This window comes from Klebsiella pneumoniae, assembly GCF_000742135.1.
GTDB classification, from domain to species: Bacteria; Pseudomonadota; Gammaproteobacteria; order Enterobacterales; family Enterobacteriaceae; genus Klebsiella; species Klebsiella pneumoniae.
Map to the genome: position 1 here is coordinate 684,536 of NZ_KN046818.1, position 16,002 is coordinate 700,537.

Here is a 16,002-nt window from a genome sequence, read left to right on the forward strand (position 1 = left end):
TTGTCAGCAGTCTGGGGCATCCGTAAGGGCGCCTTCTCGTTATCGTGAGGGAACAGGAGACGGTTGTGATTGTTCGTGATGACAGTGAAAGAGGGATCCCGCCGCTGGTGACGCATCAGCCGCCGTCCTCGCTGGATGATGCGCCGGTGATCCGCGGACGGATGGTGCAGATCCCCGGCTGGATTATCCCGCTGTACGCCGGATTATTTATCGCGCTCGGCTGGTTTGGCGGCGAGCAGTGGCGTCACCCGGCACCGCCGCAAACGCTGCCCTTGCCGGTGGCGCATGCGGCGCTTCTGCCGTTAACCGCTGCCGGAGAGGCCGCGCCAAAGACGCCGCCGCCGGCGGCAAAAGCCAGCGCGCCCGCGGCGCCGGAAGTGGACAGCGATACGCTGCCGCCTCTGCGCTACAGCGCCCATGTCTACGCCTCGCGACCGGAAAAGCGCAGCATTGTATTAAACGGCAAAGCGTGGACGGAGGGCGATTCACCCCTGCCGAACCTGGTGGTGGAGCAGATCCAGCAGGATGTGACGATCTTCAGCTTCAACGGCACGACCTTTACCCTCCCGGCGCTGGAGGACTGGCCGGGCGGAAAAATTGACGAGGAGCCGAAAGAGGAATAAAAGCGCGCACAATAACCGGCGCGCTGAGGATATTTCGCTTAGTCGCTGCGCAAGCTGGCAATAAATGGCGCGAGCTGACGATTAAATTGACTGCACTGTGTGGCTTCCGGGGTACTGTCCTGTAATAGCTGTTGGTAAAGCCGGTCGCTATTTGGGCTTAACGTCGCCACGTCAATATTTCCCCATCCGCGCGCTTTACCGACATTCACTGCTGCCCGATATATCGTTTCATCAGCGGGGAGATCGCTACGATTACATTTATTCTTGAGATAGCGCGTCCCGGCCGCCACGGACGAGAGCTGCTCGAGCTGCGCCTGGCTGCTGATAGCCGGGCTGAGCGTTGAGGCGGGTTTTTGTTGGCAGCCAGAGAGAAGGGCTACCATGCAAAGCGGGAATATAAGCGGAATACGCATCATAGAGTAATCAAAATAATGAATCACTGGCCGCTAGTTTAACAAATATTTCCCTGGTGTCATCATAAAATATTATTCTGCATAAATGTTAACAGGCTCTCATTTTTATCAACGGAAAGGCGCTTAATCGACTTTACTTTTATCAATAATAAACGTTGGCGCTGGGAAAATATATTTTCATCCGCAGATGATGCCACTGCGTTGACCGGCAGGAAGCGCGCCGTTTTTTATGTTATTAAAAAACATACTCTTTCCCATCTTGTTACGTGCGCAGGAGGTAAAATGCTGGTTAAGAATGTCGCATTTTAGTGCTATCCTGTATGCCCTGAACATTACGTGCTATGTTCTGACTTATTCTGCTGATGATGCGTTTAACACAATGATTTTATGGTGAATTTTTATTGTTAGTATCATGTAACATGAAGCAAACCAACCCTCTGAAAGGCTGGCGGCGCGTCCTGCCTGCCAGCAGGTTGTCGTCCGAAGGATAAGCAGCCTGGACGTTAATTTGAGAGATTTCTTCTTCCTCTGAACAGGGGAAGTATTGAGAATCAGGCCTTTGCGCCTGAACGTTGCGGAGAAAAAGCATGGCGGGAGATGACCGCGAGCCTATCGGACGTAAGGGAAGACCCTCACGTCCGACTAAACAGAAAGTCACCCGTCGCCGGGTCCGGGAAGAGGACTACGACGACGAGTATGATGACGATGATTATGAGGATGAGAAACCGGTGCCGAGAAAAGCCAAAGGCAAAGGTGGCAAGCCTCGTCGGAAGCGCAGCTGGCTGTGGCTGCTGGTCAAGCTGGGGATTGTCTTCGCGGTGCTGATTGCCGCCTATGGCGTCTACCTCGACCAGAAAATCCGCAGCCGCATTGACGGTAAAGTCTGGGAGCTGCCGGCCGCGGTCTATGGCCGGATGGTCAACCTTGAGCCGGACATGCAGATCAGCAAAAACGAGATGGTGCGTCTGCTCAACGCCACGCAGTATCGCCAGGTCAGCGCGATGACGCGCCCCGGCGAATATACCGTGCAGGCTAACAGCATCGAGATGATCCGTCGTCCGTTCGATTTCCCGGACAGTAAGGAAGGGCAGGTGCGCGCGCGTCTTACCTTCGACGGCGACCATCTTGAGACCATCGAGAATATGGATAATAACCGCCAGTTCGGTTTCTTCCGCCTCGATCCGCGCCTTATCACCATGCTGCAGTCGCCGAACGGCGAGCAGCGCCTGTTCGTGAAGCGCAGCGGCTTCCCCGATCTGCTGGTGGATACCCTGCTGGCGACCGAAGACCGCCACTTCTATGAGCACGATGGGATCAGTCTCTACTCCATCGGCCGCGCGGTGCTGGCGAACCTGACGGCAGGCCGAACGGTGCAGGGGGCGAGTACCCTGACCCAACAGCTGGTGAAAAACCTGTTCCTCTCCAGCGAACGCTCCTACTGGCGTAAAGCCAACGAAGCGTATATGGCGCTGATCGTCGACGCCCGCTACAGCAAGGATCGCATCCTTGAGCTGTATATGAACGAGGTGTACCTCGGCCAGAGCGGCGATAACGAAATTCGCGGCTTCCCGCTGGCCAGCCTGTATTACTTCGGCCGTCCGGTGGAAGAGCTGAGCCTCGACCAGCAGGCGCTGCTGGTGGGGATGGTGAAAGGGGCGTCGGTCTATAACCCGTGGCGTAACCCGAAACTGGCCCTTGAACGACGCAATCTGGTGCTGCGTCTGCTGCAGCAGCAGCAGGTTATCGACCAGGAGCTGTACGACATGCTCAGCGCACGTCCGCTGGGCGTGCAGCCGCGCGGCGGGGCGATTTCACCGCAGCCGGCGTTTATGCAGATGGTTCGTCAGGAACTGCAGGCGAAGCTAGGCGATAAAGTGAAAGATCTCTCCGGCGTGAAGATCTTCACCACTTTCGACTCGGTGGCGCAGGATGCGGCGGAAAAAGCGGCCTCCGAAGGGATCCCGGTTCTGAAGAAACAGCGTAAGCTGGCAGACCTGGAAACCGCCATGGTGGTGGTTGACCGCTTTACCGGTGAAGTGCGGGCGATGGTCGGCGGCGCGGAGCCGCAGTTCGCCGGTTATAACCGCGCGATGCAGGCCCGCCGATCGATTGGTTCTCTGGCCAAGCCGGCGACCTATCTGACCGCGCTGAGCCAGCCGAATCAGTATCGCCTGAATACCTGGATCGCCGATGCGCCGGTGACGATTCGCCTGTCCAACGGTCAGACGTGGTCCCCGCAGAACGACGATCGTCGTTTCAGCGGTCAGGTGATGCTGGTCGATGCCCTGACTCGCTCGATGAACGTCCCGACGGTTAACCTCGGGATGGCGCTGGGCTTGCCGGCGGTAGTCGATACCTGGACTAAACTGGGGGCGCCGAAGAATCAGCTCAACGCGGTGCCGTCGATGCTGCTTGGCGCACTGAACCTGACGCCGATTGAAGTGGCCCAGGCCTTCCAGACCATCGCCAGCGGTGGGAACCGTGCGCCGCTTTCCGCGCTGCGGTCAGTGATTGCCGAAGATGGCACTGTGCTCTACCAGAGCTATCCGCAGGCGGAGCGCGCGGTGCCTGCCCAGGCGGCCTACATGACGCTGTGGACTATGCAGCAGGTGGTGCAGCGCGGTACGGGGCGTCAGCTGGGGGCGAAGTATCCGGGCCTGCATCTGGCGGGGAAAACCGGGACCACCAACAATAACGTCGATACCTGGTTCGCCGGCATCGACGGTAGTCAGGTGACCATCACCTGGGTGGGGCGCGACAATAACCAGCCGACCAAACTGTACGGTGCCAGCGGCGCGATGTCGATTTACCAGCGCTATCTGGCGAACCAGACGCCAACGCCGCTGGTGCTGACGGTGCCGGAAGACGTGGTTGATATGGGCGTGGACAGCAACGGCAACTTCGTCTGCAGCGGTGGTATGCGTTCGCTGCCGGTCTGGACCACGCAGCCGGATGCGCTGTGCCGTCAGGGCGAAATGATGCAACAGCAGCAGTTGCAGCAACAGGAAGCGAAAAATCCGTTTAATCAGTCCGGGCAGCAGCAGCAGCAGCAACAGCAGCAACAGCAGCAACAGCCGCCGAAGCAGCAGGAAAAGAGCGACGGCGTCGCGGGCTGGATCAAGGATATGTTCGGCAGTAACTGATTTTGACCGCACGACCAGACCCCTTAATACGAAAGTATTAAGGGGTTTTTTTATGCCTGTAAAAAAGTTAACGGCTCTTTAACTCCATAATAACTATCTGGTTATTAATTCAGCCTTCGACCGGCGGCGACAGGCATATCGCTTGCCTTGCCTTCGACGTTTCGCCTATTATATCGCCCGTCATAATAATAATTCTCGTTTACGTTATCATTCACTTTCATCAGAGATATACCCATGGCGCGTCCAAAAACTGCTCAGCCAAATCACTCGCTGCGTAAAGTCGCAGCTGTAGTAGCCACGGCGGTTAGCGGCATGTCTGTCTACGCACAGGCAGCAGAACAACCGAAGCAAGAAGAAACCATCACCGTCGTTGCCGCCCCGGCCGCCCAGGAAAGCGCCTGGGGACCGGCGCCGACTATCGCGGCAAAACGCTCCGCCACGGCGACCAAAACCGATACCCCGATTGAAAAAACGCCGCAGTCTGTGTCGGTGGTGACGCGCCAGGAGATGGAGATGCGCCAGCCGACGACGGTAAAAGAGGCGCTCTCCTATACGCCAAGCGTCTTCTCCACTCGCGGCAGTTCGACCACCTATGACGTGGTCACCATTCGCGGCTTCACCACCTCGACGACCGTCAACACCAACCAGTATCTGGACGGCATGAAGCTGCAGGGGAATAACTACTCTGAAGTCTCCATGGATCCTTACTTCCTCGAGCGTGTGGAAGTGATGCGCGGGCCAACCTCGGTGCTGTACGGCAACAGCAACCCGGGCGGTATCGTCAGCATGGTCAGCAAGCGCCCGACTACCGAGCCGCTGAAAGAAGTGCAGTTTAAGATGGGCACCGACAATCTGTGGCAGACCGGGTTTGACTTTAGCGACGCCATTGATGATGCCGGCGTTTGGTCGTATCGCCTGACCGGCCTTGGCCGCAGTCAGGATGCCCAGCAGCAGATGGCGAAATCGACTCGCTACGCGGTGGCGCCCTCCTTTAGCTGGCGTCCGGACGATAAAACCGACTTCACCTTCCTGAGCAACTTCCAGAATGACCCGGATGCGGGCTACTACGGCTGGCTGCCGCGCGAAGGCACCGTGGTGCCGTATTACGACGCCAACGGTAAGGCGCACAAGCTGCCGACCGATTTCAACGAAGGCGAGTCCGATAATAAAATCTCCCGCCGCCAGAAGATGGTGGGCTACAGCTTCTCCCATCAGTTCGATGACACCTTTACCGTGCGGCAGAACCTGCGCTATGCCGATGTGCATACGCTCTATCGTTCCGTATACGGCAACGGCTATGTCGCGCCGGGCTACATGAATCGCGCCTACGTGCGCTCCGACGAGCACCTGAACACCTTCACCGTCGATACCCAGCTGCAGTCTGATTTCGCCACCGGCGCGGTCAGCCATACGCTGCTGACCGGCGTGGACTACTCGCGGATGCGTAACGATGTGGATGCCGACTACGGGACGGCGGATCCTATCAGCATGAGCAATCCGCAGTACGGCAATCCGAATATTCAGGTCACCTTCCCGTACGCGGTCCTCAACCGGATGGAGCAGACCGGCCTGTACGCGCAGGATCAGATGGAGTGGGATAAATGGGTGATGACCCTGGGCGGCCGTTACGATTACGCCACGACCTCAACGTTAACCCGCGCCACCAACAGCCTGGCGGAGAATCACGACCAGCAGTTCAGCTGGCGCGGCGGCATCAACTACCTGTTCGATAACGGCATCTCTCCGTACTTCAGCTACAGCGAATCGTTTGAACCGGTATCGGGTTCCAACAGCCGCGGCCAGCCGTTCGATCCGTCGCGCGGTAAGCAGTATGAAGCCGGCGTGAAATACGTGCCGAAAGATATGCCGGTGGTGGTCACCGCGGCGGTCTATCAGCTGACCAAAGACAAGAACCTGACGGCTGATCCGGCTAACCAGGCGTTCAGCATCCAGACCGGCGAGATCCGCTCCCGCGGCCTTGAGCTGGAGGCGAAGGCGGCGGTGAACGCCAATATTAACGTCACCGCAGCCTACAGCTACACCGATGCGGAGTACACTCACGATACGGTGTTCAACGGCAAACGTCCGGCGGAAGTGCCGCGTAACATGGCCTCCCTGTGGGCGGATTATACCTTCCACGAAACCGCGCTGAGCGGTCTGACGATTGGGGCCGGGGCGCGCTATATCGGTTCAACGGTCAGCTACTACAAAAATGACACCAGCACCGGTAAGAAAAATGATGCCTTTAGTGTGGCCGGTTATGCGCTGATGGATGCGACGGTGAAATACGATCTGGCGCGCTTTGGCCTGCCGGGATCGTCGGTCGGCGTCAACGTCAACAACCTGTTCGACCGCGAATATGTCTCCAGTTGCTACAGCGAATACGCCTGCTACTGGGGCGCCGGACGTCAGGTCGTCGCCACCGCCACCTTCCGTTTCTAACCACCTACGGGCGCGGTTCGCCGCGCCCTCTATCAGGTTATCGCTATGCAGGAACAGACTCCGCACGCAGAAACCACCTTCGAGCTGGATCGCGTCACTTTCCGTGTGCCTGGCCGCACATTGCTCCATCCGCTCTCGCTCACCTTCCCGACCGGAAAAGTCACAGGCCTGATCGGCCATAATGGCTCCGGCAAATCGACGTTACTGAAAATGCTTGGCCGTCATCAGCCGCCCTCCGCAGGCGAAGTGCTGCTGGACGGGCAGCCGCTGGAGAGCTGGGGCAGCAAAGCCTTTGCCCGCAAAGTGGCCTATCTGCCGCAGCAGCTGCCGCCGGCCGAAGGTATGACGGTGCGCGAGCTGGTGGCGATCGGCCGCTATCCATGGCACGGCGCGCTGGGTCGCTTTGGCGCAGCGGACCGTGAGAAAGTAGAAGAGGCGATTGCGCTGGTGGGGCTGAAGCCGCTCGCTCATCGTCTGGTGGACAGCCTCTCCGGCGGTGAACGCCAGCGGGCGTGGATCGCCATGCTGGTGGCGCAGGACAGTCGCTGCCTGCTGCTCGATGAACCCACCTCGGCGCTGGATATTGCTCATCAAGTCGATGTTCTGGCGCTGGTGCATCGTCTCAGCCAGCAGCGCGGCCTGACGGTGATCGCCGTCCTGCACGATATTAATATGGCGGCCCGCTATTGCGACTATCTGGTGGCCCTGCGCGGCGGAGAAATGATTGCTCAGGGGACGCCGGCGGAACTGATGCGCAGCGACACTCTGGAACAGATCTACGGCATCCCGATGGGGATCCTGCCACACCCGGCCGGTGCGGCGCCGGTAAGCTTTGTCTATTGATGATGAACCCAACTCTGATAACCCGACGCCGCCTGCTGATCGCGATGGCGCTCTCGCCGCTGCTGTGGCAGATGCGCGGCGCGCAGGCGGCCGACGTCGACCCGCAGCGCGTGGTCGCCCTGGAGTGGCTGCCCGCGGAGCTGCTGCTGGCGCTCGGCGTGACGCCCTATGGCGTGGCCGATATTCCCAACTATCGCTTGTGGGTGAACGAACCCGCGCTGCCCGACTCGGTGATCGATGTTGGTCTGCGTACCGAACCCAACCTTGAACTGCTGACGCAGATGAAACCGTCGTTTATCGTCTGGTCGGCGGGCTACGGCCCGTCGCCGGAGAAGCTGGCGCGTATCGCGCCCGGCCGCGGTTTCACCTTCAGCGACGGCAAACGGCCGCTGGCGATGGCCCAGCGTTCGCTACTGGAAATGGCCGATCTGCTGGGCAAAACGCAGCAGGCGAAGCGCCATCTGGCGGAGTTCGACGCGCTGATGGAGAGCCTGCGTCCGCGTTTTGCCGGGCGCGGCGATCGTCCGCTGCTGATGATCTCTCTGCTCGATCCCCGCCACGTGCTGGTGTTTGGCGAAAACTGCCTGTTCCAGGAGGTGCTTGATCGCTTTGGTATTAAAAACGCCTGGCACGGCGAAGCGGCATTCTGGGGAAGCGTTAGCGTTGGCATCGACAGGCTGGCGGCATTTAACGAAGCCGATGTCATCTGTTTCGACCATGGCAATGAGCGAGATATGGCTCAACTGCTGGCGACGCCGCTATGGCAGGCGATGCCCTTCGTGCGCGCGGGCCGCTTCCAGCGCGTTCCGGCGGTTTGGTTCTACGGCGCGACGCTGTCAGCGATGCATTTTGCCCGCGTGCTGGCTGATGCCCAGGGGAGTCCGGCATGAATACGCGTCTCTCGCCGTTAGCTATTATCCTGCTGGCCGGGCTGCTGGGCGTCGCCTTCGCGCTGAGCATCGTCAACCTCAATGTCGCCTTGCCCTATGCGCAGTGGCGGCAGGCGCTGTGGCAGCCGGATGTCGATGATATTGCCCAAATGCTGTTTCATTACAGTTTGTTACCGAGACTGGCTGTTGCGCTGCTGGTGGGCGCCGGGCTGGGACTGGTTGGTGTCCTGTTCCAGCAGGTGCTGCGTAATCCGCTGGCGGAACCGACCACCCTTGGCGTCGCCACCGGTGCGCAGCTGGGGATAACGGTCACCACGTTATGGGCTATTCCCGGCGTGCTGGCGTCGCAATTCGCCGCGCTGGCCGGGGCCTGTCTGGTGGGCGCGCTGGTGTTTGGCGTCTCGTGGGGCAAGCGCCTGTCGCCGGTAACGCTGATCCTGGCGGGGCTGGTGGTCAGCCTTTACTGTGGCGCGCTTAACCAGCTGATGGTGATTTTCCATCACGACCAGCTGCAAAGCATGTTCCTGTGGAGCACCGGGACGCTGACGCAGACCGACTGGAGCGTGGCGCAGCGCCTGTGGCCGCAGCTGCTTGGCGGGGCAATACTCACCTTGCTGCTGCTGCGGCCGCTGACCCTGATGGGGCTCGATGACGGGGTGGCGCGTAACCTCGGGCTGGCGCTGTCCCTGGCGCGCCTCGGCGCCCTGACGCTGGCGATCGTCATCAGCGCGTTGCTGGTGAACGCGGTAGGGATTATCGGCTTTATCGGCCTGTTCGCGCCGCTGCTGGCGAAAATGCTTGGCGCCCGTCGGCTGCTGGCGCGGCTGCTGCTGGCGGCGCTGATCGGCGCGCTGCTCCTGTGGCTTTCCGATCAGGTGATCCTCTGGCTGAGCCGGGTATGGCGGGAAGTCTCCACCGGCTCGGTCACCGCCCTGATTGGCGCGCCGCTGCTGCTGTGGCTGCTGCCGCGGTTGCGCAGCATCAGCGCCCCGGTGATGAACGGCGGCGATAATGTGCAGCCTGAGCGCTATCATGTGCAATGGTTTGTTCTCGCAGGCGTCGCGTTGCTGCTGCTGGCGGTGAGCGTGGCGCTGGCCTTTGGTCGCGATGCCCACGGCTGGCTGTGGGCCCACGGCGATCTGCTGGAGCAACTGCTGCCCTGGCGCTGGCCGCGGGTGCTGTCGGCGCTGTTCGCCGGGGTCATGCTGGCGGTCGCCGGCTGTATTATCCAGCGCCTGACCGGCAACCCGATGGCCAGCCCGGAAGTGCTGGGCATCAGCTCCGGCGCGGCTTTTGGCGTGGTGCTGATGCTGTTCTTCGTGCCTGGCGACGCCTTTGGCTGGCTGCTGCCGGCCGGCAGCCTTGGCGCGGCGGCCACCTTGCTGATCATTATGCTCGCCGCCGGGCGCGGCGGCTTCTCGCCGCATCGGATGCTGCTGGCGGGGATGGCGCTGAGCACCGCCTTCACTATGCTGCTGATGATGCTGCAGGCCAGCGGCGATCCGCGTATGGCGCAGATCCTGACGTGGATCTCGGGGTCGACATATAGCGCGACGCCGGAGAGGGTGGTGCGTAGCGGCGCGGTAATGCTGGCGCTGCTGGCGCTGGCGCCGCTCTGTCGTCGCTGGTTAACCATCCTGCCGCTGGGCGGGGAGGCGGCGCGAGCGGTGGGCATGGCGCTGACGTCATCGCGGATTGTTCTGCTGCTGCTGGCGGCCTGCCTGACGGCGGCGGCGACGCTGACCATCGGCCCGCTGAGCTTTGTCGGGCTGATGGCGCCGCATATCGCGCGGATGATGGGCTTCCGGCGAACCCTACCGCATATGGTGATTTCAGGGCTGACTGGCGGGCTGCTGCTGGTCTTCGCCGACTGGTGCGGACGGATGATGATGTTCCCGTATCAGATCCCGGCGGGGCTACTGTCGACCTTTATCGGCGCGCCTTACTTTATTTATTTGCTGAGAAAGCAGAGTCGCTAACGGTCCTGGATGGCTTCAACATCCCCGGTGGCGCTATCGCTTACCGGGGCTACAGCGCTGTGCGATTTGGTAGCCCGGATAAGGCGCAATGCGCCTCCTCCGGGAAAATCCCTGCGCCACCAGGCATTCAAGCACCTTACAGCTTGGCAAATACCCGACGCGCGGCGTCGATGGTGTTGTCGATATCTTCTTCGCTGTGGGCCACGGACATAAAGCCGGCCTCAAACGCTGACGGCGCCAGGTACACGCCTTCCTCCAGCATCAGATGGAAGAAGCGCTTGAAGCGTTCAACGTCGCACTTCACCACGTCCTGATAGCAGGTGACGGTTTCGGCATCGGTAAAGAAGATGCCGAACATGCCGCCGACGTTATTGACCACCAGCGGGATCCCGGCGTCACGTGCCGCATCCAGCAGGCCTTGCGCCAGCTGGTTAGTCAGTTCAGTCAGGGTTTCATGGACCCCCGGCTGCGCCACTTCGTTCAGGCAGGCGAAGCCAGCCGCCATGGCGATCGGGTTGCCGGAGAGGGTGCCCGCCTGATAGACCGGACCGGTGGGAGCCAGGGCATCCATCACCTCACGGCGGCCGCCGAAGGCGCCTACCGGCATCCCGCCGCCGATGATTTTCCCCAGACAGGTCAGATCCGGCTCCACGCCGTAGTAAGCCTGAGCGCCTGCCAGCGCCACGCGGAAGCCGGTCATCACTTCGTCGATAATCAGCAGGGCGCCAAATTCGTCGCACAGGGCGCGCAGGCCCGGCAGGAATTCCGGCTGCGGCGGAATGCAGTTCATATTTCCGGCCACCGGCTCGACGATGATGCAGGCGATCTCCTGCGGATACTGCTCGAACGCCGCGCGCACCGAGGCGAGGTCGTTATAAGTGCAGGTCAGGGTATGTTTGGCGAAATCGGCCGGGACGCCCGGCGAGTTCGGCTGGCCGAGGGTCAACGCGCCGGAACCGGCTTTCACCAGCAGGCAGTCGGCATGGCCGTGGTAGCAGCCTTCGAACTTAATGATTTTGTCGCGTCCGGTGAAGCCGCGCGCCAGGCGAATGGCGCTCATGGTGGCTTCGGTACCGGAGTTCACCATCCGCACCATATCCATGGTCGGCACCAGCTCGGTCACCAGGGCCGCCATTTTCACTTCCATTTCGGTCGGCGCGCCAAAGCTCAGGCCGCGGGATGCCGCCTCGATCACCGCATTGCGAATAGCCGGGTGGTTGTGGCCCAGCACCATCGGACCCCAGGAACCGACATAATCGATATAGGCTTTCCCATCCACGTCATAGAGGTAAGCGCCATCCGCGCGTTCGATAAACAGCGGTGTGCCGCCGACGCCGGTGAAAGCGCGCACCGGCGAGTTAACGCCGCCGGGGATCAGTTCGCGCGCAGCGTGGTACAGATTTTCAGATTTGCTCATGGCCAGGGTCCTGGTTCGTGAAAAATGTTTTATCGGCTATTCTAAGTTATTCCAGGATGGTTATGAAAGTTTTGCCCAATTGAAACAATGTGCCGCAAGGGCATTTTTTTGACGACGCAGCGCGCCGGGACGGCTAAAATGCCGCTCTCTTCATTTGTATTACCAATAATTGATAACGGCATGAAAGCAGAAACTCCCTCTTTTGAAGCACATCAGTTTGTGCGGGTGCGTCGCGGCGATGCGGTGCGCCGTCTGATTCAACGCGATAAAACGCCGCTGGCGGTGCTGTTTATGGCGGCAGTGGTCGGCACGCTGGCGGGGCTGGTGGGCGTCGCCTTTGAAAAGAGCGTGAACTGGGTGCAGAACCAGCGGATCGGCGCGCTGGCGCAGGTGGCGGACCACTGGTATCTGGTCTGGCCGCTGGCGTTTATCCTGTCGGCGCTGCTGGCGATGGTCGGCTATTTTCTGGTGCGTCGCTTTGCGCCGGAGGCCGGCGGCTCCGGGATTCCGGAAATTGAGGGCGCGCTGGAGGAGCTGCGGCCGGTGCGCTGGTGGCGCGTGCTGCCGGTGAAATTCGTTGGCGGCATGGGGACCCTTGGCGCCGGGATGGTGCTGGGTCGTGAAGGACCGATGGTACAGCTTGGCGGCAACATTGGGCGCATGGTGCTGGACGTTTTCCGCATGCGCAGTCCGGAAGCGCGGCATACGCTGTTGGCGACCGGTGCGGCGTCGGGGCTTTCGGCGGCCTTTAATGCGCCGCTGGCCGGTATTCTGTTTATCATCGAAGAGATGCGCCCGCAGTTCCGCTACAATCTGATCTCCATTAAAGCGGTGTTTACCGGCGTGATCATGTCGAGCATTGTGTTTCGCATTTTCAACGGCGAAGCGGCGATCATTGAGGTGGGTAAACTAAGCAACGTCCCGGTAAATACCCTATGGCTGTATCTGGTGCTGGGCATGCTGTTTGGCTGCTTTGGCCCGCTGTTTAATTTTCTGGTGCTGCGCACTCAGGATCTGTTCCAGCGCATCCACGGCGGCAACATCAAAAAATGGGTGTTTATTGGCGGATTAATCGGCGGGCTCTGCGGTCTGCTGGGGCTGATGCAGCCCTCCGCGGTGGGCGGTGGCTTTAACTTGATCCCTATCGCCGCTGCCGGTAACTTCTCCGTCGGACTGCTGCTGTTTATCTTTATTGCCCGCGTGGTGACCACGCTGATCTGCTTCTCTTCCGGCGCGCCAGGGGGGATTTTCGCGCCTATGTTGGCGCTCGGCACGCTGCTGGGCACGGCGTTCGGCATGGCGGCTATTCCGCTGTTTCCGGCCTACCATCTCGATGCCGGCACCTTCGCGATTGCCGGTATGGGAGCGCTGCTCGCCGCCTCGGTGCGTGCGCCGCTGACCGGGATCGTGCTGGTGCTGGAGATGACCGATAACTATCAGCTCATTTTGCCAATGATTATTACCTGCCTTGGCGCAACACTACTGGCGCAATTCCTCGGCGGTAAGCCTTTGTATTCGACCATTCTGCAGCGTACTCTGGCGAAGCAGGAAGCCGAGCAGGCGGCAAAAGCGCAGCAGGCTCCCCGGGAGAATACTTGAACGATTTACCAGGGTATTAGATAATGGCTCAAAAGGTCCGGTTATTCTTTAACCGGCCGGAAGTATCAATGGGAGCAGAAAATGAGTGATGACGTAGCGTTGCCGCTGGAGTTTACCGAAGCCGCAGCCAATAAAGTAAAACACCTGATTGCGGATGAAGATAATCCGAACCTGAAACTGCGCGTGTATATCACCGGCGGCGGTTGCAGCGGTTTCCAGTATGGCTTCACCTTTGACGATCAGGTGAACGAAGGGGATATGACCATTGAGAAACAGGGCGTCGGCCTGGTGGTTGACCCGATGAGCCTGCAGTATCTGGTCGGCGGCTCGGTCGACTATACCGAAGGGCTGGAAGGTTCGCGCTTTATCGTGACCAATCCGAACGCGAAAAGCACCTGCGGCTGCGGCTCCTCGTTCAGCGTTTAAAGCGAGTTCTCCCCCAGCGGGAGGGAGCAAACCCTAAAAACGGTAACCTTAAGGTTACCGTTTTGCTTTTATTACCGACCGTTATCGTCCAGGGCAAACGTCGGCAGCTTCAGATGCCAGCGAATAGCCGCCAGACGAATTACCAGGGTGACCACCATCCCCATCATTGCCGAATTCTCCAGCGGGAGATGAAAGGTGTCGTGTGCCGTGGCGTGGACAATACCGCCGACGATACAGGCGGTGGCGTAGATTTCGGTACGCAGAATCATAGGAATTTCCCGCGCCAGCACGTCGCGAATAATCCCGCCGCCGACGCCGGTCACCACCCCCATGCACACCGCGACCAGCGGGCCGCTGCCAGCGAGAAAAGCTTTATTGACGCCAATGCCGACAAACACCGCCAGACCGACGGCATCAAGAACGGGCAGGATCCATTTCGGCAGCCGGCGAGGCTGGCGGACCAGCAGGATGGTCAGCATGCTGGTGACCATCGCCACCACCAGATCGGTGGGATCTTTGACCCAGAATACCGGGCCATTCGCCAGCGCCATGTCGCGGATGGTCCCGCCGCCTACCGCCGTCACTACCCCTAACACCAGCACGCCGAATGGGTCCATACGCAGTTTTCCGGCCAGCAGTACGCCGGAGATCGCGAAGACAGCTGTGCCAATAATATCCAGCCAATAGACAAGCATCGTTGATTCCCACTGAACATCCGGTGTGCCGGATGATTATTTTACCTGGTCAAGCGCCGCACAAAGTTGTTTGGCGGCGAGGATAATACGTGGGCCGGCGCGTTCAAACCAGTCGCTGTGTAACGCAATCAACGAAATGGTGAGCTGATGTTGCCAAAAGCGCTGCGCTTCGGCAATGCGGCTGGCATCCCCGGTGACCACGATCGCCTGCGGCTGGCGGGCCAGCACCTGTTCGCGGCTCACCTGCGGCCAGGGAACGCGGCTGGTGGCGAAGATATTCTCGCCGCCGCAAAGCCTTAGCACCTGATCCTGAATCGAACCGGGGCCGCTGGTGAACAGCGGTACGGAGCCGAACTGCAGGAAGACGCGTTTCTTCGGCGCGTTGGCATAGCGCGCTTTCAACGCATCGTATTCCTGCTGCATCGCCTGCGCCGCCTGCTGTGCTTTTTCCGGCTGCGGGCTCCACTGCGCCAGCTCACGCAGGGTAGCGATGATCTCTTCTATGGTCGAGGTCTGTACCCACAGGACGTGAATACCCAGAGACTGCAGCTGGTTAACCTGGCGTTCGGCATTGCCCCCGCGCCAGGCCAGCACCACGTCTGGCTTGAGCGCCACGATGCGTTCCAGGTTCATTCCCTGCCAGCTGGCAACCTGTTCGATCGTTTTGGCCTGCGAAGGATAATCGGAATAGCTGCTGACGCCGACCGGCGTGATCCCGGCGGCAAAGGCCAGTTCGGTATTGGCGGGGGAGAGGGTGATCACCCGCGGCGCGGCCAGAAGCCACGCCGGGGCGAGTAACAGCAGCGCGGCAAGCGCGAAGGATAGCGACTTAGCCACGTGCCAGGTTCTGTACCAGATTCTCCACCATCAGGGTGGACTGTCTGGCGGCGACCGCAAGGAACTCCTCAAAGCTGAGGTGGGACTGCTGGTCGGCCACGTCGGAGATAGCGCGAACCACCACGAAGGGAACCTTAAAGTTATGGCAGACGTGGGCGATGGCGGTCGCTTCCATTTCCACGGCGATCGCCTGCGGGAAATTATGGCGGATCTTCGCCAGACCGACAGAGCCGTTAATGAAGGCATCCCCGCTAACGATGAGGCCGCGAACGGCGTTGAGATCTAACGCTTTAATGCAGCTCTCTGCGGCGGCCACCAGTTTTTCATCCGCCTTAAAACCCGCCGGGCAGCCAGGGAGCTGGCCGTATTCATAGCCGAAGGCGGTGACGTCGGCGTCGTGGTAGCGCGCTTCATCGGAGACGACGATATCGCCGACCTTCAGCGTCGACGCCAGGCCGCCGGCAGAACCGGTATTAATGATCACGTCAGGCTGGCAGCGCTCCAGCAGCAGGGTCGCGCCCATCGCCGCCGCTACTTTTCCGATACCAGACTTCAGCAGAGCGACGTCAACGCCGTGAAGTTGGCCGGTATAGATTTCGCTTCCGCCAATGGTGATGGTCTGGCGGTTTTCGATTTTGTCGCGCAGAAGGGTAACTTCTTCTTCCATAGCGCCAATAATGCCAATTTTCATAGAT

General features: G+C 60.2%; 13 protein-coding genes. 8 read left to right on the plus strand and 5 right to left on the minus strand.

Annotated features, from left to right (window positions below):
- Positions 1-65: 65 nt before the first annotated feature.
- Entirely contained in the window at positions 66-623 is a 558-nt protein-coding gene (gene gspB, locus DR88_RS21755; protein ID WP_025862194.1) for a type II secretion system assembly factor GspB, read from the plus strand.
- A gap of 38 nt (positions 624-661) precedes the next feature.
- On the opposite strand, the gene gspS is transcribed toward gspB, so the two are convergent.
- Positions 662-1,036 carry a type II secretion system pilot lipoprotein GspS gene (gene gspS, locus DR88_RS0125120; RefSeq protein ID WP_032409075.1) on the minus strand — a complete coding sequence of 125 codons (375 nt, stop codon included), beginning with the start codon at positions 1,034-1,036 and terminating at the stop codon, positions 662-664.
- A 587-nt stretch (positions 1,037-1,623) separates the two neighbouring features.
- Here gspS and mrcB point away from each other — a divergent pair.
- The 5 genes from mrcB (at position 1,624) to fhuB (ending at position 10,333) form a co-directional block, all read left to right on the plus strand.
- The gene (gene mrcB / locus DR88_RS21750; RefSeq protein WP_004147127.1) at positions 1,624-4,179 is read left to right on the plus strand and encodes a bifunctional glycosyl transferase/transpeptidase; all 2,556 of its coding nucleotides are present in this window, start codon (positions 1,624-1,626) and stop codon (positions 4,177-4,179) included.
- 234 nt (positions 4,180-4,413) lie between these two features.
- Complete coding sequence (gene fhuA, locus DR88_RS21745) at positions 4,414-6,621, plus strand: ferrichrome porin FhuA (protein WP_004178624.1); 2,208 nt, start codon at positions 4,414-4,416, stop codon at positions 6,619-6,621.
- Positions 6,622-6,666: 45 nt separating this feature from the next.
- Positions 6,667-7,464 (plus strand): Fe3+-hydroxamate ABC transporter ATP-binding protein FhuC, encoded by a 798-nt coding sequence (gene fhuC / locus DR88_RS21740; protein ID WP_025862195.1) that lies wholly within the window; start codon positions 6,667-6,669, stop codon positions 7,462-7,464.
- Positions 7,464-8,354 (plus strand): Fe(3+)-hydroxamate ABC transporter substrate-binding protein FhuD, encoded by an 891-nt coding sequence (fhuD, locus tag DR88_RS21735; protein ID WP_004147133.1) that lies wholly within the window; start codon positions 7,464-7,466, stop codon positions 8,352-8,354. Before fhuC ends, fhuD begins: the two co-directional genes overlap by 1 nt.
- On the plus strand, positions 8,351-10,333 hold the full coding sequence (gene fhuB, locus DR88_RS21730) for a Fe(3+)-hydroxamate ABC transporter permease FhuB (RefSeq protein WP_004147134.1): 1,983 nt from the start codon (positions 8,351-8,353) through the stop codon (positions 10,331-10,333). Before fhuD ends, fhuB begins: the two co-directional genes overlap by 4 nt.
- A 136-nt stretch (positions 10,334-10,469) precedes the next feature.
- Here fhuB and hemL read toward each other — a convergent pair whose 3' ends face one another.
- The gene (gene hemL / locus DR88_RS21725) at positions 10,470-11,750 is read right to left on the minus strand and encodes a glutamate-1-semialdehyde 2,1-aminomutase (protein ID WP_002889272.1); all 1,281 of its coding nucleotides are present in this window, start codon (positions 11,748-11,750) and stop codon (positions 10,470-10,472) included.
- A 180-nt stretch (positions 11,751-11,930) separates the two neighbouring features.
- Here hemL and clcA point away from each other — a divergent pair, with 180 nt between their 5' ends.
- Both clcA and erpA read left to right on the plus strand, forming a co-directional pair.
- On the plus strand, positions 11,931-13,349 hold the full coding sequence (clcA, locus tag DR88_RS21720; RefSeq protein WP_032444007.1) for a H(+)/Cl(-) exchange transporter ClcA: 1,419 nt from the start codon (positions 11,931-11,933) through the stop codon (positions 13,347-13,349).
- An 81-nt stretch (positions 13,350-13,430) separates the two neighbouring features.
- Complete coding sequence (erpA, locus tag DR88_RS21715; RefSeq protein WP_002889275.1) at positions 13,431-13,775, plus strand: iron-sulfur cluster insertion protein ErpA; 345 nt, start codon at positions 13,431-13,433, stop codon at positions 13,773-13,775.
- Positions 13,776-13,846: 71 nt separating this feature from the next.
- Here erpA and DR88_RS21710 read toward each other — a convergent pair whose 3' ends face one another.
- Genes DR88_RS21710 through mtnN form a run of 3 tightly spaced genes read right to left on the minus strand, consistent with a single transcriptional unit; the run spans position 13,847 to position 15,998 of the window.
- Positions 13,847-14,470 (minus strand): TRIC cation channel family protein, encoded by a 624-nt coding sequence (locus tag DR88_RS21710; RefSeq protein ID WP_002889277.1) that lies wholly within the window; start codon positions 14,468-14,470, stop codon positions 13,847-13,849.
- A 36-nt stretch (positions 14,471-14,506) separates the two neighbouring features.
- Entirely contained in the window at positions 14,507-15,307 is an 801-nt protein-coding gene (gene btuF / locus DR88_RS21705) for a vitamin B12 ABC transporter substrate-binding protein BtuF (protein ID WP_025861982.1), read from the minus strand.
- Complete coding sequence (gene mtnN, locus DR88_RS21700; protein ID WP_002889282.1) at positions 15,300-15,998, minus strand: 5'-methylthioadenosine/S-adenosylhomocysteine nucleosidase; 699 nt, start codon at positions 15,996-15,998, stop codon at positions 15,300-15,302. The genes btuF and mtnN overlap by 8 nt, the downstream gene beginning before the upstream one ends.
- Positions 15,999-16,002 lie beyond the last annotated feature (4 nt).